This window comes from Vibrio sp. 1F263 (assembly GCF_041439035.1).
Classification (GTDB): domain Bacteria; phylum Pseudomonadota; class Gammaproteobacteria; order Enterobacterales; family Vibrionaceae; genus Vibrio; species Vibrio tasmaniensis_A.
Window position 1 is genome coordinate 41,888 of record NZ_JBGONI010000032.1, and the last position, 23,325, is coordinate 65,212.

General features: G+C 44.4%; 19 protein-coding genes. 13 read left to right on the forward strand and 6 right to left on the reverse strand.

What is annotated here, in order from left to right:
* Window positions 1-45 precede the first annotated feature (45 nt).
* Both ACED25_RS17740 and ACED25_RS17745 read right to left on the reverse strand, forming a co-directional pair.
* Window positions 46-264: a DUF2788 domain-containing protein gene (locus ACED25_RS17740; RefSeq protein ID WP_009847328.1), complete on the reverse strand. Its 219-nt coding sequence runs from the start codon at window positions 262-264 to the stop codon at window positions 46-48.
* A 108-nt stretch (window positions 265-372) separates the two neighbouring features.
* A complete protein-coding gene (locus ACED25_RS17745; protein WP_371695794.1) occupies window positions 373-1,134 on the reverse strand; it encodes an alpha/beta fold hydrolase in 762 nt (253 codons plus the stop codon).
* Window positions 1,135-1,227: 93 nt separating this feature from the next.
* On the opposite strand from ACED25_RS17745, the gene seqA reads away from it, so the two are divergent.
* Both seqA and pgm read left to right on the forward strand, forming a co-directional pair.
* Window positions 1,228-1,767 (forward strand): replication initiation negative regulator SeqA, encoded by a 540-nt coding sequence (seqA, locus tag ACED25_RS17750; RefSeq protein WP_012604536.1) that lies wholly within the window; start codon window positions 1,228-1,230, stop codon window positions 1,765-1,767.
* Window positions 1,768-1,856: 89 nt separating this feature from the next.
* The gene (gene pgm / locus ACED25_RS17755) at window positions 1,857-3,503 is read left to right on the forward strand and encodes a phosphoglucomutase (alpha-D-glucose-1,6-bisphosphate-dependent) (RefSeq protein WP_009847325.1); all 1,647 of its coding nucleotides are present in this window, start codon (window positions 1,857-1,859) and stop codon (window positions 3,501-3,503) included.
* A 121-nt stretch (window positions 3,504-3,624) separates the two neighbouring features.
* Here pgm and ACED25_RS17760 read toward each other — a convergent pair whose 3' ends face one another.
* Window positions 3,625-4,383: a DUF1853 family protein gene (locus ACED25_RS17760; protein ID WP_371695795.1), complete on the reverse strand. Its 759-nt coding sequence runs from the start codon at window positions 4,381-4,383 to the stop codon at window positions 3,625-3,627.
* Between the two features lie 106 nt (window positions 4,384-4,489).
* Between ACED25_RS17760 and ACED25_RS17765 the strand changes: the two genes are divergently transcribed.
* Window positions 4,490-5,248 carry a Nif3-like dinuclear metal center hexameric protein gene (locus ACED25_RS17765; protein ID WP_371695796.1) on the forward strand — a complete coding sequence of 253 codons (759 nt, stop codon included), beginning with the start codon at window positions 4,490-4,492 and terminating at the stop codon, window positions 5,246-5,248.
* Window positions 5,249-5,562: 314 nt separating this feature from the next.
* On the opposite strand, the gene ACED25_RS17770 is transcribed toward ACED25_RS17765, so the two are convergent.
* The gene (locus ACED25_RS17770; protein WP_004734217.1) at window positions 5,563-6,852 is read right to left on the reverse strand and encodes a citrate synthase; all 1,290 of its coding nucleotides are present in this window, start codon (window positions 6,850-6,852) and stop codon (window positions 5,563-5,565) included.
* Window positions 6,853-7,266: 414 nt separating this feature from the next.
* Between ACED25_RS17770 and sdhC the strand changes: the two genes are divergently transcribed.
* The 8 genes from sdhC (at window position 7,267) to sucD (ending at window position 16,885) form a co-directional block, all read left to right on the forward strand.
* Entirely contained in the window at window positions 7,267-7,659 is a 393-nt protein-coding gene (sdhC, locus tag ACED25_RS17775) for a succinate dehydrogenase cytochrome b556 subunit (protein WP_012604532.1), read from the forward strand.
* Window positions 7,653-8,000, forward strand: a complete 348-nt coding sequence (gene sdhD, locus ACED25_RS17780; protein ID WP_004734215.1) for a succinate dehydrogenase, hydrophobic membrane anchor protein — start codon at window positions 7,653-7,655, stop codon at window positions 7,998-8,000. Before sdhC ends, sdhD begins: the two co-directional genes overlap by 7 nt.
* Window positions 8,001-9,767 (forward strand): succinate dehydrogenase flavoprotein subunit, encoded by a 1,767-nt coding sequence (sdhA, locus tag ACED25_RS17785; RefSeq protein ID WP_009847321.1) that lies wholly within the window; start codon window positions 8,001-8,003, stop codon window positions 9,765-9,767.
* A 12-nt stretch (window positions 9,768-9,779) separates the two neighbouring features.
* Window positions 9,780-10,493, forward strand: a complete 714-nt coding sequence (locus ACED25_RS17790; protein WP_009847320.1) for a succinate dehydrogenase iron-sulfur subunit — start codon at window positions 9,780-9,782, stop codon at window positions 10,491-10,493.
* A 97-nt stretch (window positions 10,494-10,590) separates the two neighbouring features.
* Window positions 10,591-13,410: a 2-oxoglutarate dehydrogenase E1 component gene (gene sucA, locus ACED25_RS17795; protein ID WP_371695797.1), complete on the forward strand. Its 2,820-nt coding sequence runs from the start codon at window positions 10,591-10,593 to the stop codon at window positions 13,408-13,410.
* A gap of 21 nt (window positions 13,411-13,431) precedes the next feature.
* Complete coding sequence (gene odhB, locus ACED25_RS17800) at window positions 13,432-14,640, forward strand: 2-oxoglutarate dehydrogenase complex dihydrolipoyllysine-residue succinyltransferase (RefSeq protein ID WP_371695798.1); 1,209 nt, start codon at window positions 13,432-13,434, stop codon at window positions 14,638-14,640.
* A 206-nt stretch (window positions 14,641-14,846) separates the two neighbouring features.
* The gene (sucC, locus tag ACED25_RS17805; protein ID WP_009847317.1) at window positions 14,847-16,013 is read left to right on the forward strand and encodes an ADP-forming succinate--CoA ligase subunit beta; all 1,167 of its coding nucleotides are present in this window, start codon (window positions 14,847-14,849) and stop codon (window positions 16,011-16,013) included.
* A complete protein-coding gene (sucD, locus tag ACED25_RS17810; RefSeq protein ID WP_017096870.1) occupies window positions 16,013-16,885 on the forward strand; it encodes a succinate--CoA ligase subunit alpha in 873 nt (290 codons plus the stop codon). Before sucC ends, sucD begins: the two co-directional genes overlap by 1 nt.
* Before the next feature lie 143 nt (window positions 16,886-17,028).
* Here the strand turns inward: sucD and znuB are convergent, their stop codons facing one another.
* Both znuB and znuC read right to left on the reverse strand, forming a co-directional pair.
* A complete protein-coding gene (gene znuB / locus ACED25_RS17815; protein WP_009847315.1) occupies window positions 17,029-17,814 on the reverse strand; it encodes a zinc ABC transporter permease subunit ZnuB in 786 nt (261 codons plus the stop codon).
* On the reverse strand, window positions 17,814-18,593 hold the full coding sequence (gene znuC, locus ACED25_RS17820; protein WP_012604527.1) for a zinc ABC transporter ATP-binding protein ZnuC: 780 nt from the start codon (window positions 18,591-18,593) through the stop codon (window positions 17,814-17,816). Before znuC ends, znuB begins: the two co-directional genes overlap by 1 nt.
* A gap of 83 nt (window positions 18,594-18,676) precedes the next feature.
* On the opposite strand from znuC, the gene znuA reads away from it, so the two are divergent.
* Window positions 18,677-19,561 carry a zinc ABC transporter substrate-binding protein ZnuA gene (gene znuA / locus ACED25_RS17825; protein WP_009847313.1) on the forward strand — a complete coding sequence of 295 codons (885 nt, stop codon included), beginning with the start codon at window positions 18,677-18,679 and terminating at the stop codon, window positions 19,559-19,561.
* A 246-nt stretch (window positions 19,562-19,807) separates the two neighbouring features.
* Window positions 19,808-23,194 carry a helix-turn-helix domain-containing protein gene (locus ACED25_RS17830; RefSeq protein WP_371695799.1) on the forward strand — a complete coding sequence of 1,129 codons (3,387 nt, stop codon included), beginning with the start codon at window positions 19,808-19,810 and terminating at the stop codon, window positions 23,192-23,194.
* The last annotated feature ends 131 nt before the right edge of the window (window positions 23,195-23,325 follow it).

Sequence of the window (23,325 nt, forward strand, 5' to 3'; positions counted from 1 at the left end):
TTTCATTTTGTCTGTTGTCGGTGTAATAAAGTTCGGAGGAAATCGTTAGATTCCAGTTCCTTCCCAGCTTAGTTGGATTATCCCTTTTGCGATAAAACCTGCGCAGCCAAGGAAAAGTACTAACCATACGATACGACGACCAAATGCAGGAACATTTCCCTGCTTTAGAACGTCTTTAATTGCCATTCCGATTAGAAAGAAAATCGCGGCAAACAGAAGATCTAAACCAACAGATTCAATGATGTTCATGTAGTCGTAAAGCATGGGAACCTTATATACCAAATTTGCTTGGGCGCACTATATCACTGTTGTGAGATAAAGTTAATCTGCTGTGATTACACAGCTCTCATTTATATCGACTAATCAACCCATCTAAGTGATGAATTTTCTTATTGCACGGAGCACTTCAGCGGGCTTTTCCGCGTGTAGCCAATGTCCAGTATTGGCGATAACATGTGCCTTTGCGTTGGAAAACTGCTGTTGAACGGCGGTTTGATGTTCAGTCGTCAGGTAATCTGAGTCACCACCCTTGATTAGCAAGGTTTTGACCGAGGTTTTGTCAATCGGTTCCCAACCAATAATCTGTGGGTAGTTGTTTAATAGCGAGGCAACATTGAAACGCCATTCCATGATGCCTTGTTCTGATTTGAACAAAGATTTCGCTAAGAACTGGCGAACCCCATCAATTTCGATATGTTTTGCGAGGACCTTAAGCGCCTCTGAGCGTGATGTCGGTTTTTCTTCTATCACAGCTTGTAGGCCTGCGAATACGTTGTCGTGACGACTTTGGGTGTACGCGACTGGTGCCATATCTAAGACAATCAATTTACGCAGCGTCAGATGTTGTGTCAGTGCCATCGCTACCTTGCCACCCATCGAGTGACCAATCACAGTGACATCTTCTAGCTCAAGAACATTCAGCAGTTGAGCCACATCTTGTGCCATAGCTTGATAATTATGAGTGTCATTATGGAAAGATTGACCGTGGTTACGTAGATCGATGCTAAGTACCTGATGATCGGCTTTTAGATCCCTAGCGAGCAAGCCAAGGTTGTCCAAATTTCCGAATAATCCATGGATCAAAACAATGGTGTGACCCTCACCTTCAATTTTATAGTTGAGCTGTACTGACATTTTTATCTTATTCATGGTGGGTTTGACGTAGAGTATCCGCGCGGATCTCGCTATAATCCCTCAGAGTTTAAACATTGAGATTGTGAAAAGCGAATGAAAACAATTGAGGTTGATGAGGACCTATACCGTTTTATTGCGGGTCAGACAGAACGTATTGGCGAAAGCGCTTCAGATATTCTGCGCCGCTTGTTACTGGTTGATAACCAAGGCACGGTTCCGATCGAAGAGATCGTTGAGCCAAAAGGTATCGTTGTTAGCAAAGAGGTAGGCTTTACTCCAGAGAAGTTCGATGGCGTTAAAGAAATGCGCTCACTACTAATATCAGATGAGTTTGCATCACTAAAGAAAGCCATTGATCGTTTCATGCTTGTGTTATCAACACTGCATAAAATCGACCCTTTAAGCTTTTCAGAAGCAACTCAAGTAAAAGGCCGTAAGCGTGTTTACTTTGCAGACAACGAAGCGACGTTGTTAGCAAACGGCAACACAACTAAGCCTAAAGCTATTCCACAAAGTCCTTTTTGGGTTATTACGAATAACAATACAAGCCGAAAAAGACAGATGGTTGAACAGCTTATGAGCCGCATGAATTTCCAAGCAGAATTGATAGAAAAAGTAACAGGTTCAATTTAACGAAATCTGATTTAAACCTCATAATATCCATGGCTAAGAAGATATTATGAGGTTTTTTTGTTTTTAAATTTTATATAAGGATGTCGATAATGGCTATGCACCCTCGTGCCGGGCAGAAAGCTCTGCAGGAAGATCTTCATAATATCCCGGCTTTAGTTGCAAACTATTTCTTACAGCAACCGGATGCTACTAACCCAGATCATAAAGTACTGTTCGGTACTTCAGGTCACCGCGGTACAGCAGACAAATCAACATTTAATGAAAACCACATTCTAGCGATCGCACAAGCGGTTGCTGAGGTTCGTGCCGATCAAGGTACAACAGGCCCACTTTTCTTAGGCAAAGATACTCACGCTCTATCTGAACCTGCTTTTTCTACGGTTATTGAAGTGCTAGTTGCAAACGGCGTTGAGGTTATCGTTCAAGAAAACAATGGCTTTACTCCAACTCCAGGTATCTCGCACGCGATTCTTACGCACAATCTAGTGAATGATAAAAAAGCTGACGGCATTGTTATCACGCCTTCACATAACCCACCTCAAGACGGGGGCATTAAATACAACCCGACACACGGTGGCCCTGCTGAAGCTGAACTGACTCAAGCGATTGAAGATCGTGCGAATGTGATTATTGCTGAGCAAATGCAAGGCGTTAAGCGCACTCCTATCGCACAGGCTAAACAGTCTGAGCTAGTGAAAGAAGTTGATTTAGTTGCTCCTTACGTTGCTGACTTGGTTAACGTGGTTGATATGGAAGCAATCCAGAAAGCAAACATCAAGATTGGTGTTGATCCACTGGGTGGTAGCGGTATTGATTACTGGCGTCAAATTGGCAAAGCGTACAACCTAGACCTGACTCTGGTCAGTGAAGCGGTTGATCCTTCGTTCCAATTTATGTCTCTAGACAAAGATGGTGTGGTTCGTATGGACTGTTCTTCTCCATACGCAATGGCAGGTTTACTGGCTCTTAAAGACGACTATCAACTAGCATTTGGCAACGACCCAGACTACGATCGCCACGGCATTGTTACGCCAAAAGGCTTGATGAATCCAAATCACTTCCTAGCGGTGTGTATTGACTACTTATACCGTAACCGTGAAGGTTGGGGTAAAGACGTTGCAGTGGGTAAAACATTGGTATCAAGTGCTCTGATTGACCGCGTTGTTGCTGACTTAGGTCGCGAGCTTTGCGAAGTGCCAGTGGGATTCAAATGGTTCGTTGATGGTCTTTATAACGGTCAGTTTGGTTTCGGTGGTGAAGAGAGTGCGGGGGCATCTTTCTTACGTAAAGACGGTACGCCTTGGTCAACAGATAAAGATGGCCTGATTCTTTGCCTACTTGCCGCTGAGATCACAGCAGTAACGGGTAAGAACCCACAAGAATACTACGAAGAACTTGCCGCTAAACATGGCGAATCTAAGTACAACCGTATTCAAGCAGTAGCTAACGGCGCACAAAAAGACGTGCTTAAGAAGCTATCTCCAGAGATGGTTTCAGCTGAGACGCTTGCTGGTGATGCGATTACTGCACGCTTAACGCACGCTCCAGGTAATGGTGCTGCGATTGGTGGCCTAAAAGTGACGACTGAAAACGGTTGGTTTGCTGCTCGTCCATCAGGTACAGAAGACATCTACAAGATCTACTGTGAAAGCTTTAAAGGTGAAGAGCACCTGAAAGCAATCGAAGCAGAAGCTCAAGAGATTGTTAACCAAGTATTTGCAGCCGCTGGCCTATAATCGAATACAGATTAGTAGAGTTACAAGATAAATAGTGAAAGGGTTGATGTGAAAGCATCAGCCCTTTTTTATAGTTTGTGGATAAAGCGGCTAGGACTAAGTGGTTGAATAACTGAATAGATTATCCGTGTGGCCAACTTTGTGGCATCACAAACCAAAACTGCCCTGATTTAGTTTGTCCATGAACGAAGCGATCACCAAACTCGGTGATAGGCTCGCAGGTGAAATCATCAGTGCCCGCTGCCCATTGCTCTTTGGTGAGAGGGTAGAGCACTTCCGTAATTAAATGAGTTTGGTTTTGATAGCACCAAAAACCGTTTACTTGGCTCGAATTAATGTCATAGCCCAAACATTCAGTAGGTACTTTTTGATCTAAGAAGGGGTTGGTATATAGGCGACCCTGCATGAGGAGGTGCTTTGAGTCGACATCAATCTCTGGATATTGCTCAACAAAGGCCGTTGAAGACGACATACCCAGCTGGTGGCTCAACATACGATCGAGCTTCTTATCCAATTGATCATGAGAGTTTGGCCCAAACCATGTTTGTTCATGGAGCAGGTAAAACTTAATCGCCACTTCCCAATGTTGCAGTTTTTGGCTGCTCTCTTCTTCAAGAATAAAGTCGATTGCCCCGAGAGTTCTACCTTCCACATTGATCTGAATCTCGTCGTGCTTTATCGAGTAATTCGGTGAGGCAACGATGACTTGTTCGCATAGATGCTGGTAGAGGAAACCTAATCTAGGATTACCATCATAAGTATGTGATGAGTCGATGGCATGGTGGCTAGAGAATGCACTGAGATCCGAAACCGGTGGCTTGATTTCTAGTAATGGCGGTGAGTCGATGACCCATTGGTAAAAACGTTGCAGTGCTGTCATCTGTTCCTCATAAACTAGCTCTTTATAAACATAACCCTGGGGCTTTCGACATTCTACCCGTAAATTGATATAACGACGTTATTATAAAGGTAAGCTGGAAATAAAAATGAATAACTTACAATTAGAAAAGCTACTTAACGAAAAACTGCAGCCACAGCAAATTAAAGATTACTGCCCGAATGGTTTACAGGTTGAAGGTGCGTCAGAAGTAAAGCGTATCGTTACTGGTGTCACGGCCTCTCAAGCCTTGATTGATAAAGCGGTAGAACTGAACGCAGACGCTTTGTTAGTCCATCACGGATTTTTCTGGAAAGGCGAGTCAGAAGCAATTCGTGGCATGAAGGGTAAGCGCATTCGTACCCTGATTAAAAACGACATCAACCTTTTAGGATACCATCTCCCACTAGATATCCACCCTGAGCTTGGTAACAACGCCAAGCTTGCAGAGTTGCTTGATATCGAAGTCGAAGGCGGTTTAGAAGGGCACCCACAATCTGTTGCGATGTTTGGCAAGTTGAGTGCACCAATGACGGGTGCAGAGTTTGCTGCAAAAATTGACCAAGTTCTAAATCGTAAACCACTGCATATCGCTCCAGAAAACCAAGTCAAAATGATTACGACTGTCGGTTGGTGCACTGGTGGTGGTCAAGACTACATTGAGTTAGCTGCGTCTCAAGGTATTGATGCATTTATCTCTGGTGAAATTTCAGAGCGCACAACTTACTCAGCACGTGAGCAAGATATCCATTACTTTGCGGCAGGCCACCACGCAACAGAACGTTATGGTGTGAAGGCATTAGGTGAGTGGCTAGCGAAAGAGCATGGCTTAGCTGTTGAGTTTATCGATATCGACAACCCGGTATAAAAAGAAAATATGGGATGTAGGATACGAGTCACTATAAATTTGTACCCGTCGATGAGACTGGCTAGTTAGAACTCTAATGGATTTTATTTCGAGAGATCTCACGTAATTCGTCATTCCCTAGACTGACGAAGGAAGGAGTAGGGAATCTCTAAAAACTTGTCGATACAATTAGTGAGATCCCTAACTCGCTCGTCCCTAACTCGCTCGTCCCTCACTCTTGAGGATGACGGAGTTGAGAGCATATAAAAGAAAAGGGTTGATGTTAATACATCAACCCTTTTTGATTTTAATCGATTAGAAAAGTCAAAACTTTACTATTCGCGCTCGTGTAGAGCTTGGAAATCACGCTGTTCTTCACCAGTGTACAACTGACGAGGACGACCGATGCGGTTCGTCGGATCGCTGTGCATTTCGTTCCAGTGTGCAATCCAACCGATAGTACGAGACATCGCGAAGATTACTGTGAACATTGATACCGGAATGCCGATCGCTTTCAGAATGATACCTGAGTAGAAATCTACGTTCGGGTATAGTTTCTTCGATACAAAGTACTCATCAGAAAGAGCGATGCGCTCAAGTTCCATTGCAACGTCAAGTAGTGGATCTTGAATGTTCAGCTCTTTAAGTACTTCGTGGCACGCTTCGCGCATTACCGTTGCACGCGGATCGTAGTTCTTGTAAACACGGTGACCGAAGCCCATTAAACGGAACGGGTCATCTTTGTCTTTTGCTTTTGCTACGTACTCTTCAATGTTGTCTACGCTACCGATCTCTTCAAGCATCATTAGACAAGCTTCGTTAGCACCGCCGTGAGCCGGACCCCACAAAGAAGCGATACCAGCAGCAATACAAGCAAATGGGTTTGCGCCCGAAGAGCCAGCTAAACGAACTGTTGACGTTGAAGCATTTTGTTCGTGATCTGCGTGTAACGTAAAGATTTTGTCCATTGCGCGAGCAACAACAGGGTTCACTTCATATTCTTCACATGGATTCGCATACATCATGTGCAGGAAGTTTTCTGCGTAGCCTAGGTCATTGCGTGGGTAGATAAACGGTTGACCGATAGAATATTTGTAACACATTGCAGCCAGTGTTGGCATTTTTGAAATTAGGCGGTATGCCGCAATTTCACGGTGTGTGTCGTTATTAACATCTAATGAATCATGATAGAACGCAGCAAGCGCACCTACCACACCACACATAACAGCCATTGGGTGAGCATCACGGCGGAAGCCGTGGAAGAAACTAGCAATTTGCTCATGAACCATGGTGTGACGCGTGACAGTCGTCTTGAACTCTTCGTATTGAGCTCGAGAAGGAGCTTCGCCGTATAAAAGAATGTAACAAACTTCTAAGTAATCAGCGTTATTGGCCAGTTGATCAATTGGATAACCACGGTGTAGAAGGATACCTTTTCCACCGTCAATATAAGTGATTTGCGATTCACAAGATGCAGTGGCAAGAAAACCAGGATCAAAAGTGAAAAAACCATTAGAACCCAGTGTACGAACGTCGATGACTGGAGTACCAAGTACACCTTCTGTAATCGGCAATTCGATCGGCGCTTGACCTTCAATATGAAGGGTAGCTTTCTTATCCGCCATAACAATCTCCTTTGTTATTATTAATCCGTCCAGGATGTTTATGTGCCATTTTTTTACTGGTCTTACGTCAGAAAGTCAATTTTTCTGCAGCTTTGTGTGCACTTGTTAGTGTTTTTTACATTAAATTCGTTAAAAGTCTGTGCTGTGTAGCATTATTTGTTGCATCAATTGTATTAGAATGTTGCCAGCCGTATAGTGGCGCTGAAAAGTTTGGTTAAAACCTTATAAATGCAAGGCTAAGAAGAAATGTGAGGTGTCTTCGGAAACCTAGCTGTTAACAATTATTTTACAATTATCTAAGGCTCAACTTACGTTATTTGTTAAGTTAATGTTAAATTTTGAGGGTTTGCAATCAAATTTTGTCCATAACAATACATAAGGTTATTTAATGACCATCATGCTCAATGGAGCTGAGTGAGCGAGCCCGTGAAAGAAAGAAAGACAAGACCTGTTAATTTAGATTTACAGACCATCCACTTTCCTATCACAGCAATAGCTTCCATCCTACACCGTGTGTCTGGGGTGATTACTTTTGTTGCGATCGGAATTCTGCTTTGGTTACTATCCATTTCCCTCTCTTCCCCTGTAGGCTTTATGGAAGCTAGCGACATTGTCGACGGTTTCTTCGTGAAGTTTATTCTGTGGGGCATTTTAACCGCTTTGGCTTACCACATTGCTGGTGGTATTCGTCACCTTCTTATGGACCTTGGTCACTTTGAAGAGCTGGAATCTGGCGCTAAGAGCGCGAAGGTTGCATTCGCAGCAACAGCGGTATTGTCTCTACTAGCGGGGATCTTAGTATGGTAAACAACGTTTCTACTTTTGGTCGTAATGGTGTGCATGATTATCTATTGATTCGTGCAACAGCCATCATTATGACGCTTTACACTATCTACCTAGTGAGCTTCTGTGCTTTCTCAGGTGATATTTCTTACGCATCTTGGACGCAATTCTTTGGTGGTACTTTCACTAAAGTCTTCACCATGTTAGCGCTTACTTCAATTTTGGTTCACGCGTGGATCGGCTTGTGGCAAGTACTAACTGACTACATCAAATGTGCAAAATTGCGCGTTGGTCTTCAAGTCGGTGTTGTTGCGGTTCTTCTAGGATATTTCTTCTCTGGTCTGTTTATTTTGTGGGGTGCGTAAGTGACTATTCCTGTTCGTGAGTTTGATGCTGTAGTAATTGGCGCTGGTGGTGCTGGTATGCGCGCCGCGCTACAAATTTCTGAGCAAGGCCTATCTTGTGCGTTGCTTTCTAAAGTTTTCCCAACTCGTTCTCATACTGTATCTGCGCAAGGTGGTATCACCGTTGCTCTTGGTAATGCGCATGAAGATCACTGGGAACAACACATGTACGATACGGTAAAAGGTTCCGATTACATCGGCGACCAAGATGCTATCGAATACATGTGTAAAAATGGTCCTGAGTCGGTTATCGAACTAGAAAAAATGGGTCTTCCATTTTCTCGTTTTGATAACGGTAGTATTTACCAACGTCCGTTTGGTGGCCAATCTAAGAATTTTGGTGGTGAGCAAGCGGCTCGTACCGCAGCGGCAGCCGACCGTACTGGTCACGCACTGTTACACACGCTTTACCAACAAAACATTAAACACAAAACGACGGTTTTCTCTGAGTGGTATGCACTGGATCTTGTTAAAAACGAAGATGGTGCAATCTTAGGTACTACCGCGCTTTGTATGGAGACGGGTGAGGTTTGCTACTTCAAAGCGAAGGCAACAATCCTTGCTACTGGTGGTGCTGGTCGTATTTACGCATCAACAACCAATGCTCACATTAACACTGGTGACGGTGTTGGCATGGCGATTCGTGCTGGCGTTCCAATGCAAGACATCGAAATGTGGCAGTTCCACCCAACGGGTATCGCTGGCGCAGGTGTTTTGGTAACAGAAGGTTGTCGTGGTGAAGGTGGTTACCTTCTCAATAAAGACGGCGAGCGCTTCATGGAACGTTATGCTCCGAATGCTAAAGATTTAGCAGGTCGTGATGTTGTAGCTCGTTCGATGATGGTTGAGATTCGTGAAGGTCGTGGTTGTGATGGTCCATGGGGTCCACACATCAAGCTGAAACTCGATCACCTAGGTAAAGAGACGCTTGAATCTCGTCTACCGGGTGTATGTGAGCTTTCTCGTACGTTCGCTCACGTTGATCCTGTTAAAGAACCAATTCCTGTAATCCCAACGTGTCACTACATGATGGGTGGTGTTCCTACACAGGTTTCTGGTCAAGCAATTAAACAAACTGAAGACGGTACAGACGTTGAAATTCAAGGTCTATTCGCTTGTGGCGAAATCGCTTCAGTATCCGTACACGGTGCAAACCGTCTAGGTGGCAACTCGCTACTTGATTTGGTTGTATTCGGCCGTGCGACAGGTCTTCACCTTGGTGAGACTTTGAACAAACAAGCTGAAGCAAAACCTGCAACTGAAGCTGACATTGAACGTTCACTAGAGCGCTACAATCGTTGGGAAAACAGTACTGACGGTGAAGATCCTGCGGTAATTCGTAAAGACCTTCAGCAATGTATGCAGAACAACTTCTCTGTATTCCGTGAAGGTAAAGCGATGGCTGACGGCTTAGAAGAGCTGAAAGTGATTCGTGAGCGTCTTAAAAATGCACACCTTTCAGACAAGTCGACTGAGTTCAACACGCAACGTATTGAGTGTTTAGAGCTTGAAAACTTGATGGAAACGGCATTCGCAACCGCGGTTGCAGCAAACTTCCGTACAGAGAGTCGTGGAGCGCATGCTCGTTTCGACTTCCCAGATCGTGATGATGAGCAATGGCTATGCCATTCTCTGTACAACCCTGAATCAGAAAGTATGACTAAGCGTGGCGTGAACATGGAACCTATCCATCGTGAAGCATTCCCGCCGAAAGCACGTACGTACTAAGGAGATATGACCATGAAACTGAATTTCTCTTTATACCGTTACAACCCAGATGTGGACCAGAAACCTTACATGAAAGAGTACACCCTAGAGGTGGAAGAAGGTTCTGACATGATGCTTTTGGACGCGCTTATTCTTTTGAAAGAGCAAGATCCAACGATTTCATTCCGTCGCTCATGCCGTGAAGGTGTATGTGGTTCTGATGGTTTGAACATGAATGGTAAAAACGGATTGGCGTGTATCACGCCACTGTCTGCACTTTCTGGCCAAGATAAGATCGTAATTCGCCCACTTCCAGGTTTGCCTGTTGTGCGTGATTTAATCGTAGACATGACTCAGTTCTACGATAACTACGAAAAAGTTAAGCCGTTCTTAGTGTCTGATGGCAATGTGCCACCGGCTCGTGAAAACCTACAAAGCCCTGATGAACGTGCTCATTTAGATGGTTTGTATGAATGTATTATGTGTGCATGTTGTACGACTTCATGCCCATCATTCTGGTGGAATCCAGATAAGTTCATCGGACCAGCTGGCCTACTTGCAGCATACCGTTGGCTAATAGATAGCCGAGATACGGCGACAGACGAACGTCTGTCCGATCTTGATGATGCATTTAGCGTTTTTCGTTGCCATGGCATAATGAATTGTGTAAGTGTTTGTCCTAAGGGATTAAATCCGACGAAAGCGATTGGTCACATCAAGACCATGCTTGTGAATCGTTCGGTTTAAGTTATATAAAAATTGCCGCCCTAGAAGTTTTGGGGCGGCCTTTTAATAGCTCGGCATAGACCGCAGCAAACGTGAAAACTACTGGTTAAGGGAAAATATGCACAACGGCGTGATGAAGGCATGGCTCGAGTCTTCACACTTGGCTGGCGCCAATGCAACGTACGTAGAAGAACTCTATGAACTGTATCTTAGTGACCCCGATTCGGTAAGTGACGAATGGAGAAGCGTTTTTGAAGAACTGCCTGTGCAAGCTTCAGAAGCGGTGGAACAACCACACTCTCGTGTTCGTGAATACTTCCGTCGACTCGCTCAAGAAACAAAGCATTACAGTGTCCAAGTTAGTGATCCAGATGTCGATGCGAAACAAGTAAAGGTTCTGCAACTTATTAATGCCTATCGATTCCGAGGGCATCAATCAGCAAATCTAGACCCCCTAGGTTTATGGGAAAGAGATACAGTCGCTGAACTGGACCCTTCTTTCCACACTCTTACCGAAGAAGACCTCAACGAGACGTTTAACGTCGGCTCTTACGCCATTGGCCAAGAGACGATGGTGCTTAAAGATCTCTACAAATCTCTAAAGCAAACGTATTGTGGTTCGATTGGTGCTGAATACATGCACATGACTAATACAGAACAAAAGCGTTGGATCCAACAACGTTTAGAGTCTGTATCTGGTCAACCCTCTTTCAATAAAGAAGAAAAGCAAGCTTTCCTAGAAGAGCTAACGGCTGCTGAAGGTCTTGAGCGCTATCTTGGTGCGAAATTCCCAGGCGCAAAACGCTTCTCGTTGGAAGGTGGTGATGCTCTTATCCCAATGACGAAGGAAATTATTCGTCATGCTGGTGGACAAGGCATGCGTGAAGTTGTTGTTGGTATGGCTCACCGTGGTCGTCTAAACATGCTGGTCAATGTGCTTGGTAAAAAGCCACAAGACCTGTTTGACGAGTTTGCGGGCAAGCACAGCGATGACTCGTGGGGCACTGGTGATGTGAAATACCACCAAGGTTTCTCTGCGGATTTCGCAACACCAGGCGGCAACGTTCACTTAGCACTCGCATTTAACCCATCTCACTTGGAAATCGTAAACCCGGTAGTTATCGGTTCAGTACGTGCTCGACAAGATCGTCTAGACGATAAAGACGGCAGCCGTGTACTTCCAATTACTATCCACGGTGATTCAGCTATCGCTGGTCAGGGTGTAGTGCAAGAGACGTTTAACATGTCTCAAGCGCGTGGTTTCTGTGTTGGTGGCACGGTTCGTATCGTTGTAAACAACCAAGTTGGTTTTACAACGTCTAACCCTCGCGATACACGTTCTACGATGTACTGTACAGATATCGCGAAAATGGTTCAGGCTCCGATTTTCCACGTTAATTCAGATGATCCAGAAGCGGTTGCGTTCGTAGCGCGTCTTGCATTGGATTACCGTAATACCTTTAAGCGTGATGTTGTTATTGATTTGGTTTGTTACCGTCGCCACGGTCACAACGAAGCCGATGAGCCGAATGCAACACAGCCTTTGATGTACCAAAAAATCAAGAAGCATCCAACACCACGTAAGCTTTACGCTGACGTGCTAATGGAGCGTGGAGAGTTTGGTATTGATACAGCAACTCAGCTAGTTAACGAATATCGTGATGCACTTGATCACGGTGAAGTTGTGGTTAAAGAGTGGCGCCCAATGGCACTTCACTCTGTGGACTGGTCTCCTTACCTAGGTCACGACTGGAACATCGAGTGGGACAATAAGATTGATATCGAGCGCCTGAAAGAGCTTGGTACTAAACTTTGCCAATACCCAGACAGCCACAAGCTGCAAAGCCGAGTAAATAAACTGTACAACGATCGAACTGCCATGGTGAATGGTGAGAAACAAGTCGATTGGGGTATGGCTGAAACTCTGGCTTACGCAACACTTGTTGATGACGGTAAGCGTATTCGTATCTCTGGCCAAGATTCAGGTCGTGGTACGTTCTTCCACCGTCACTCAGTACTGCACAATCAATCAGATGCAAGCACGTATGTTCCTCTTGCGAACATTCATGATAAACAAGGGTCATTCCAAGTGTTTGACTCTGTGTTATCTGAAGAAGCGGTACTCGCATTTGAGTATGGTTATGCGACAGCAGAGCCAAGCGGTCTCACCCTTTGGGAAGCACAATTTGGTGATTTCGCAAACGGTGCACAAGTTGTTATCGACCAATTCATTTCATCAGGTGAGCAAAAGTGGGCACGTCTATGTGGTCTAACTATGTTGCTTCCTCACGGTTATGAAGGCCAAGGCCCAGAGCACTCTTCTGCGCGTCTTGAGCGTTACCTTCAGTTATGTGCTGAACAAAACATGCAGGTTGTTGTTCCTTCAACACCGGCACAGGTTTACCACATGATTCGCCGTCAGGTTGTTCGACCAATGCGTCGTCCACTGATTGTAATGTCACCTAAGTCATTGCTTCGTCACCCTCTGTGTACATCTTCTCTTGAAGATTTGGCAGAAGGCACGTTCCAACCAGCTATCGCAGAAATTGATGATCTGGCTCCTGAGAACGTAAAACGCGTCGTGTTCTGTTCAGGTAAGGTTTACTTTGACCTTCTTGACCAAAGACGTAAGAACGAGCAAGACGATGTCGCTATTGTGCGTATTGAGCAACTTTACCCGTTCCCTTATGAGGACGTGAGAGCTGCGATAGCTCAATACACAAATGTAGTCGATTACGTTTGGTGTCAAGAAGAGCCACAAAACCAAGGTGCTTGGTACAGTAGCCAACATAATTTCCGAGCTGCTATCCCAGTGGGTGCTGATATTCAATACGCAGGTCGTCCTGCATCAGCGTCACCAGCTGTTGGCTATATGTCGGTACACTTGAAACAACAAAAAGCGTTAGTAGACGACGCTTTGACCCTACTTAAGAACTAGAAGTAAAAGGAAAATACAGACATGACAATTGAAATTCTGGTTCCAGATTTACCTGAATCTGTGGCTGATGCAACAGTAGCAACTTGGCACAAAAAACCAGGCGAAGCCGTTGCACGTGATGAAGTCATTGTAGACATCGAAACAGATAAAGTAGTTCTAGAAGTACCGGCTCCTGAAGCGGGTGTTCTGGAAGCTATCATTGAAGAAGAGGGTGCTACGGTACTTTCTAAGCAGCTTCTTGCGAAAATCAAGCCTGGTGCTGTCGCTGGTGAACCAACGAAAGACACGACTGAAGATACAGAAGCTTCTCCTGATAAGCGCCACAAAGCGGCACTTACAGAAGAAAGCAACGACGCACTAAGCCCTGCTGTTCGTCGTCTTCTTGCAGAACACAACCTACAACCTGCTGACGTTAAAGGCACTGGTGTTGGTGGTCGTATTACTCGTGAAGACATCGACGCACACCTAGCAGCAGCGAAAGCGGCTCCGGCAGCAGCATCTGCACCAGTAGCTGAAGCGCCAGCAGCAGCTCGTAGCCAAAAACGCGTGCCAATGACTCGCCTACGTAAGACAGTTGCAAACCGTCTTCTAGAAGCGAAGAACAGCACAGCGATGCTGACTACTTTCAACGAAGTGAACATGAAACCAATCATGGATCTTCGTAAGCAGTACAAAGACCAATTTGAGAAGCGTCACGATACGCGTCTTGGTTTCATGTCTTTCTACGTGAAAGCAGTAACAGAAGCACTGAAACGTTTCCCAGAAGTTAACGCTTCTATTGATGGTACAGATATCGTTTACCACAACTACTTCGACATCAGCATGGCAGTATCAACGCCACGTGGTCTAGTAACTCCAGTACTGAAAGACTGTGACACACTAGGTTTCGCTGACATCGAAAAAGGCATCAAAGAGCTAGCAATCAAAGGCCGTGACGGCAAGCTAACTGTTGATGAGCTGATGGGCGGTAACTTCACTATCACGAACGGTGGTGTATTTGGCTCTCTAATGTCTACGCCAATCATCAACCCGCCTCAAGCGGCAATTTTGGGTATGCACAAAATCCAAGATCGTCCAATGGCTGTTGATGGCAAGGTTGAGATCTTACCAATGATGTACCTAGCGCTTTCTTACGATCACCGTCTAATTGATGGCCGTGAATCAGTTGGCTTCCTAGTGACAATCAAAGAGCTTCTAGAAGATCCTGCACGTCTGCTATTAGACGTTTAGTATCTCTAAAACGTCTAGTTAACCCCGTTAGCTAGACGTAAAAAGTTTCAAAGGCTAGGCTGCTCAACGTCTGGCCTTCACTTGAACTGTAAAGCCATTAGAAAATGGACAGCAGTTGATTTGAGAAGACCCTACAGACGTACCACAGGAAACTGTGTCGTTATGGAAATAATAATCCCTTAAGGGAAAATAAACGGAATATCAAAATGAATTTGCATGAATACCAAGCCAAACAGCTGTTTGCAGAATTCGGTTTGCCTGTACCAGAAGGTTTCGCATGTGATACAGCACAAGAAGCTTTCGAAGCTGCAGGCCGTATCAGTACAGCCAAGAAAGTCGTTAAGTGTCAAGTGCATGCTGGTGGTCGCGGTAAAGCGGGCGGCGTAGAGCTACATGACACTAAAGAAGGCGTTAAAGAGTTTGCACAAAAGTGGCTAGGTAAAAACCTAGTGACTTACCAAACAGACGCTAATGGTCAGCCTGTAACAAAGATCCTAGTTGAAGAAGCATCGAACATTGCTAACGAGCTTTACCTAGGTGCTGTTGTTGACCGTGCAACGCGCAAAATTGTATTCATGGCGTCAACTGAAGGCGGCGTGGACATTGAGAAAATCGCTGAAGAAACTCCAGAGTTGATTCACCAGTCAGCGATCGATCCTCTAGTGGGTCCTCAAGCTTACCAAGGCCGTGAACTTGCGTTCAAACTTGGTCTAGTTGGCGATCAAATTAAACAGTTCGTTAAGATCTTCATGGGTCTTGGCCAAATGTTCTCTCAGTACGACCTAGCTCTACTAGAAATCAACCCGCTTGTAATTACCGGCGAAGGCAACCTGCTTTGCCTAGACGGCAAGATCAACATTGACTCAAACGCAATGTACCGTCAGCCAAAGCTTCGTGAAATGCACGATCCTTCACAAGAAGACGAGCGTGAAGCGCACGCAGCTCAGTGGGAACTGAACTACGTAGCACTTGATGGCAACGTTGGCTGTATGGTTAACGGTGCAGGCCTTGCGATGGGTACGATGGATATCGTAAACCTACACGGCGGCAAGCCAGCAAACTTCCTTGATGTAGGCGGCGGCGCGACAAAAGAGCGTGTAGCTGAAGCATTCAAGATCATCCTTTCTGATGACAATGTTAAAGCAGTACTCGTAAACATTTTCGGTGGCATCGTTCGTTGTGACATGATCGCTGAAGGTATTATCGGTGCAGTTAAAGAAGTAGGCGTAACCGTTCCAGTAGTTGTTCGTCTAGAAGGTACAAACGCCGACCTAGGTCGCGAAGTACTTGCTAATTCTGATGTTGATATCATTGCTGCTGTATCTCTAACAGATGCTGCTCAGAAAGTTGTTGCTGCTGCGGAGGCTAAATAATGTCTGTATTAATTAACAAAGACACTAAAGTAATCTGTCAGGGTTTCACTGGCGGTCAAGGTACATTCCACTCAGACCAAGCTATCGCATACGGTACGCAAATGGTTGGTGGTGTTTCACCTGGTAAAGGTGGTCAAACTCACCTAGGCCTTCCAGTATTCAACACAGTACGTGAAGCAGTAGAAGCGACTGGCGCAACAGCAACAGTTATCTACGTACCAGCACCTTTCTGTAAAGATGCAATCCTAGAAGCGATTGATGCAGGTATCGAACTGATCGTAACAATCACTGAAGGTATCCCTACTACAGACATGATCGACGTTAAAGTGAAGCTAGAAGAAACTGGCGTTCGCATGATCGGTCCTAACTGTCCAGGTCTTATCACTCCAGACGAGTGTAAGATTGGTATCATGCCTGGCCATATCCACAAGAAGGGTAAAGTAGGTATCGTATCTCGTTCAGGAACTCTGACGTACGAAGCAGTTAAACAAACAACAGATGAAGGCTTTGGTCAGTCTACATGTGTTGGTATCGGTGGTGACCCTATTCCAGGTTCAAACTTCATTGATATCCTAAAACTTTTCCAAGAAGACCCAGAGACTGAAGCAATCGTAATGATTGGTGAGATCGGTGGTACTGCGGAAGAAGAAGCGGCTGAGTTCATCAAAGCAAACGTAACTAAGCCAGTTGTATCTTACATCGCTGGTGTTACGGCTCCTCCGGGTAAACGTATGGGCCACGCAGGCGCAATCATCTCTGGTGGTAAAGGTACTGCTGAAGATAAATTCGCAGCACTGGAAGCAGCAGGCGTTAAGACTGTTAAGTCTCTTGCTGACATCGGTAAAGGCCTACGTGAAATCACGGGTTGGTAATCAGCTGGATTTTATCTAATGAGATAGAAGTTAACTGAACGATATTAAAAAGGCTTGGTCACTGACCAAGCCTTTTTTGTATGTTTTCAATGATACGAGATACGAGATACGAGATACGAGATACGAGATCGTACTGATAAGTGCTAAGCTCGGCTTCTAACCATTTGAGACAGCATAAACATTGCCGCAGCACTAATCACAACAGAAGGGCCGGCCGGTGTGTCATAGAACCAAGACAAGCTCAATCCTCCGAACACAGCGATAGAACCAATTACCGATGCAAGGAATGCCATTTGTTCGGGTGTATTGGCGAATTTTCTTGCCGTTGCTGCCGGAATGATAAGTAGTGAGGTCATGATTAACGCACCAACAAACTTCATACCTACCGCAATCACGATCCCAACCAATAGCATCAAAATAAGACGCATTAAATCAATGTTGATGCCATCAACCGCTGCGAGATCTTCGTTAACGGTCGTCGACAATAGTGGTCGCCAAAAGATAGCAAGTACCACTCCAATCACGGCAGCACCCGCATAGATGAATACCAAATCTGTCGGAGACACTGCAAGCAAGTCACCAAATAGGTAGCTCATTAGGTCAACGCGAACGTTATCTAAGAAACTCACGGCGACAAGACCCAAAGACAGAGCGCTGTGCGCCAAAATACCGAGTAGGGTATCGGTCGCGACCAGCTTTTGTTTTTGTAAAGTCACTAGCAACACAGCTAGCATCAAACAACAAATCAGCAGCGCGAAATACAAGTTAATGTTGAACAGAAAGCCAAGTGCTAAGCCCATCAAAGAAGCGTGAGCAAGCGTGTCACCAAAGTAAGCCATCTTGCGCCACACCACGAATGAACCTAGTGGCCCCGCGATTAGAGCAATGCCCAAGCCAGCTAAAATAGAGGGAAGAAGAAACTCAAGCATTAGTGGTGTCCGTGTTTATGGTTTGAACATTCATGCACGTCGCCTTCGACAGGCTGTCCTGCGAGATCATGATGGTGATGTTCGTGTTGGTGGTGATAAAAGGCTAAGGTCTCTTGGGTCGCGGTGCCAAAAAGTGCGATATAAGAGGGGTGGTGTTTGATGTCTGCCGGTGCGCCTGAACAGCAGATATGGTGATGCAAACAGATAACATCGTCTGTTTTTGCCATCACTAAATGCAGATCGTGTGAAACCATAAATACGGCACAACCAAAACGGTGGCGAATGGTATCGATCAGGTCGTACAGGTCTATTTGGCCTTGTACATCAACACCTTGTGCGGGTTCATCAAGAACCAGTAGATCGGGTCTTCTTAGCAATGAACGAGCAATTAGCACACGTTGGTTTTCACCGCCAGATAGTTGGTGCATGTTGCTCTTTTGTAGATGTTCAGCACCAACGAGCTTCAATGCTTCAAGGATCTCTTGCTGACTGAACTTACCAGTGAGCTTTAGAAAACGTTCTACATTGAGCGGTAGTGAATCATTGAGCTTTAATTTTTGTGGTACATAGCCAATTTTCAGTTTTTTAGCTTTTGTTATTGTGCCTGAAAATTTGGTCTGTAAACCTAATACCACTTTTACTAATGTCGACTTTCCTGCACCGTTTGGCCCAATCAGGGTGGTGATTCTGCCGCGCTCTAAATTTAGAGAGATGTTATCTAGAACTTTTCGACCGTCAAATTCGACGCTCACAGAATCTAGTTGGATTAAATTATCCATGAATAGAACTCATTTGCAATTCGCTAATGTTATAATGTAACATTTACCTCAAGCCTAAGCTACTTTTCTATTAACGAGGAATTATGTCACGTTCATCTTTTATACTTGCTACTTTGCTTTTAGCGCCAAGTGTTGCAAGTGCCAATACTATTCTAACAAGCTTCAAACCAATTCAAATGATTGTGACAGAATTAACGCAGGGCGTTAGTGAACCTGATGTGTTGATGAACAGCAATGCTTCGCCGCACGATTATGCGCTTAAGCCATCGGATGTCAAAAAAGTTCATAGTGCCGATATGGTGATCTGGTTTGGCCCTGACCTAGAAGCTTTTTTGACCAAGGTGATTGGTTCTAAAGAAAACGTTATCAAGATCAGTGAGATTCCGGGGATTAACTTGAGAGAGTTTGGACATGAAGACCACGATGCTCATGAAGGGCACAACCATGGTAGTCATGACCCGCATTTTTGGTTGGGTATCGATCAAGTCGAGGTCGCGGCAAAGTATATCTCAGCTAAGCTAATTGAGTCAGACTCTGATAACGCCATGGCGTATCAAGAGAATCTAGATTCATTCTTGATTGCTTTGAAAGAGAAACAGCAGGCGATTCATGAACAACTCGCGCCAGTGAAAGACAAAGGCTACTACGTATTCCATGACGCGTATGGCTACTTCGAACAAGAATTTAAGTTGAATAATCTAGGCCACTTTACGGTTAGCCCTGAGCGTAAACCTGGCGCAAAAAGTCTGATAGCTATCAAGAAGACTTTGGTGCGTGAAAATGTTCAATGCGTATTTTCAGAGCCTCAATTTACACCAGCGGTGATTGAATCGGTGACTCGTGGAAGTAACGCTAAACAAGGACAACTTGATCCTGTCGGTTCGCAGGTTGAAGTGAAGAGTGGAAGCTATTTTGATTTTCTTCAGCAGCTTACAGATAGTTACACAAGTTGCTTGAGTGGAATGTAATCAATATCGAGTATTCTTTACGACACTTTGTTCTCGTTAATTGATGAATCATGCCGCTTTTTGCGGCATTTTCGTGACCGCTAAGATAAAACCTTCCAACAAATATCAAACCTCCTTTCTCCTTTGTCAATTTCAGCTAAAATAGAAAGATAATAATAAGCACAAAAAAACTCACTTTTTGGTTAATCAGCAACAAGCGCTGTGAGAACCAATATTTCATGTGTTGTTGCTGTTCAGGATTAAAAGTTGTATCGAATTATTTTCAAAATGTTCATCTTAATGAGCATTTCATTTAGCGTTCTTGCGGTAAATACATCACCCTCCGTTTTCTACCCTTTGCCCGTTCAAGCACAAGGGAACTTCCTTGCGGCAAAAAATCTGTACTTAGGTGAAGGTGGCGGACTCTGGGTTCATGATGTGCATGGAAAAATACTTTTTTATGATGGCAGAACCCTATTCCCTCGAAAAGGTAGCCTTTTGCAGTTTTCTTCAGAGAAAGTCGCGTTTCTTAACGATGAGTTTTGGACTTTCTTTGATAATGAGGTGTACCGACATAGCCCAGGAATCGGCAATGCACTTGCATTTAGTCTAAGCCCGGGGGCTGAGATCGCGAATATCGGTGCTTCCGGTGATTATATTTGGGTTACAGATGGCAGTAATTTCTATACGTACAATACTCAATCTTTAGAATTTAGCACTTACTCGCTTCTAAAATTGTATCGGCATAACAATAGCAGCGATATTACGATTAACGATGCTGAGCGGGTGCTGTCAAAATGGGTGCTTGCGACCAGCTCCGGAGTGTACCTTTCTGATAGCCAAGAATTTACTCATATCGCTGCATCAGAAAAAAATCATATAGAGACGCTGTATTTTTCGATGGCAAGACGTGAGTTAGTCATTGGTACATTGAATGGTGCAGTGATTATAGATCTTGCAAATCCTAAGAAAGAAAGGTGGGTGCGTGGTTCGCATGTTCTTTCTCTCGCTGAAACAACCGATCAATACTGGATTGGGACTGAGCATGGTCTTATCAGCTACAACTTTATTACGGGGCAAATTACACGATTTGAACAAGCCGATAATCAAGACTTTTCGTTACCGGGTGAAAAAATATATTCGTTAATTAACGACCATGCTGGTGGAATGTGGGTCGCGACCAATAACGGAATTCGATACTTTTCACTGTTCAGCAGGACATTCTCAAGAACGCCATTAACGGGAATGGGGATGCACTCGAGTAGTGTGGTGATAAACAAAGTACAGCTTGTTCGCGATCAACTGTCTTGGGTTGCTTCTTCCAGAGGTCTCTATTTGGTTGATTCTCAAAGTGAAGATAACCCCGTTCGTGTTTACTCTAACCCAGTACAGGACTTTGAGTTCTTTGGTTCTTCAATTTGGTTGGCGACTGCAGAAGGTATTATTAGTTTCAACACTGATACGTTAGAGGCTGAAAAGGTCGATCTACCAAGAGCGATTGAAGGTGTACCCGTTGAAAACTTTGCACTTGAAGCGAATAACATGCTTTGGATGACCTCGGGACAAAACCTTTATTCGTTATCTATCGAAACCAATAAGTTGACAAGTTATGGTACCGACTGGTTAGTCGATAAATTTTTGCCAGCAAAGATCACCGCTCTCAATATAGGTTTACAAGGTCGTATTTATGTTGGTACTGATCACGGATTCTACTCTTTTCTTGATGAGAGAATTAGCTTTAGTCGTTCAAGCGAGCGGCTTGGCAAAGTGGTCGATATTGAAAAAGCGAAAGATGGATCCCAGTGGTTTGCGAGTAGCTATGGTGTGTATCGAATCTCTAATAACAGTTCTATTATTCAAGAGGTCACTCTTGTTGAGGAAAATATCAGTCCTAAATGTTTAATTAGCGATGATAATGGGATGTGGTTAGGCTCTTCGAAAGGTATTAGCTATTACGGATTGGATGGGCAACTGCATAAACATATCGGCTCACCATTTGGCTTGATCACCAATGAATTGGCTGCAGGTGCGTGTGCTCTGTTTTACAGCTCAGGTAGCCAGTCTACTAGGCTTATCTTTGGCTCAAGATATGGCGTGGTGAGTGCGTTAGCTAATGAGCTATTGGTATCAACAACACCTCATAGCCGTGCATTGCTAAGCAAGATAAGTGTCGACCATCAGATAGTATCACTTGGTGGCAAGACAGCTGATTTAGATGAAATTCCTTATGGCTCATCAATCGGTTTTAAGATTGGAATTTTACCAGCGACATACACACCTGCAATGGAGTATCGACTAAGCGACAATGAACCTTGGAGTGAGTTTGAAGGGGGGTTACTAACACTCGATCACCTTCTTCCTGGGGACTATACGTTGGAAGTGAAACCCGTTAAGGACTCCCATTATCGCTTTACGTCAACGAACCAAAGCTTTTCTATTGCGGAACCTTGGTATCTGAGTAATTGGGCAGCAGCAAGCTCTCTTGTATTACTTATCTGTGTAGTGACTGCTTTGGTTTTTTGGCGATCGCGTTACGTCACTTTCGCCAACAGGCACTTAAAGGCGCAAGTTGCATTAAAGACAGATCAACTGAGGCATCAAAGCCGAATACTACTAACGACTAATCAACAGCTTAAAAAACAGTTGTCAGTTAAGAGTGCTCTTGTCACACATACTGCTAATGAACTCTCTTCTGAAGTTAATCATATCGCAGCTATGATCCCAAATTGGAATGATGAACAAGGTAAGTCGCCAATATTGACATTGAAAAATGGCTTGGCTCAGTTGAGTAACACGCCACAAGGGAAGGGAAAGGTTTGTTACGATATAATTTTAATCTTAGAAGCTGTACTCAAAGCTTGGCAGGACGATTTAGCCAAAGCCGGTATTGAACTGGATATTAAAGTTGACACTAAACAACGACACGTCTCCTTGCTGTATTTTAACCTTGATATTATTTTCAACAGTCTAGTCGCTAGCATCATTAAGAGAAATTTTAAGTCACAGAGTATGGTGGTATTGGTTGAAGAGGTTAAAGAGCACCTTGTTGTGACGATTCGAGACCATGGAATGCCTTTCCCAAAATTGACTTCAAGCATTAATGACAATACTGGAAAATCGACCGACCTAAACATCGAAAAGTTGCCATTATTGATGAACCAGAGCGGTGGTGAACTGAATGCTTTTGTCTCGGACTCTCAAAATAAGGTGCAGCTTTCGTGGCCGATTGAATATCAAGTGTTAGATAATTTGGAAGCTAGTACAATTGAACAGATTGAGACCATTAAACTTACAGTTTCAGCGACGGAGCAACAAAGGTTAAGTGCTGAGCAAGAGTGGAAAAACAGAGTGTCACAGCTTGTAAGTGAAAACTACGCCGATGCAGAGTTCAGTACTGCAAATGCCGCTAAGTACTTGTTCATGTCAGAGAGAAGCTTACAGAGACGTTTTAAATCGGCTTACAACAAGACCTTTAAAGAGCATTTGAATGAAGTACGTTTGGAGCATGCGTGCGAGCGGCTACTTGCGGGAGAGAGGATTTCAGACGTCGCGTTTGATTCGGGTTTCAATGACCCCTCCTATTTCAGTCAAAGGTTTAAACATCACTTTGGTATGTCGCCATCTAAGTTTGCTGAAAACAACGAAGAGCAGTGAACTAGGGACGTCCAGTGACAATATAGATAAAGATACTTTGAGCCTCGACATTCGTGTTGGGGCTTTTTTATGCTTCTACGAGATACGAGATACGAGATACGAGATACGAGATACGAGATACGAGATACGAG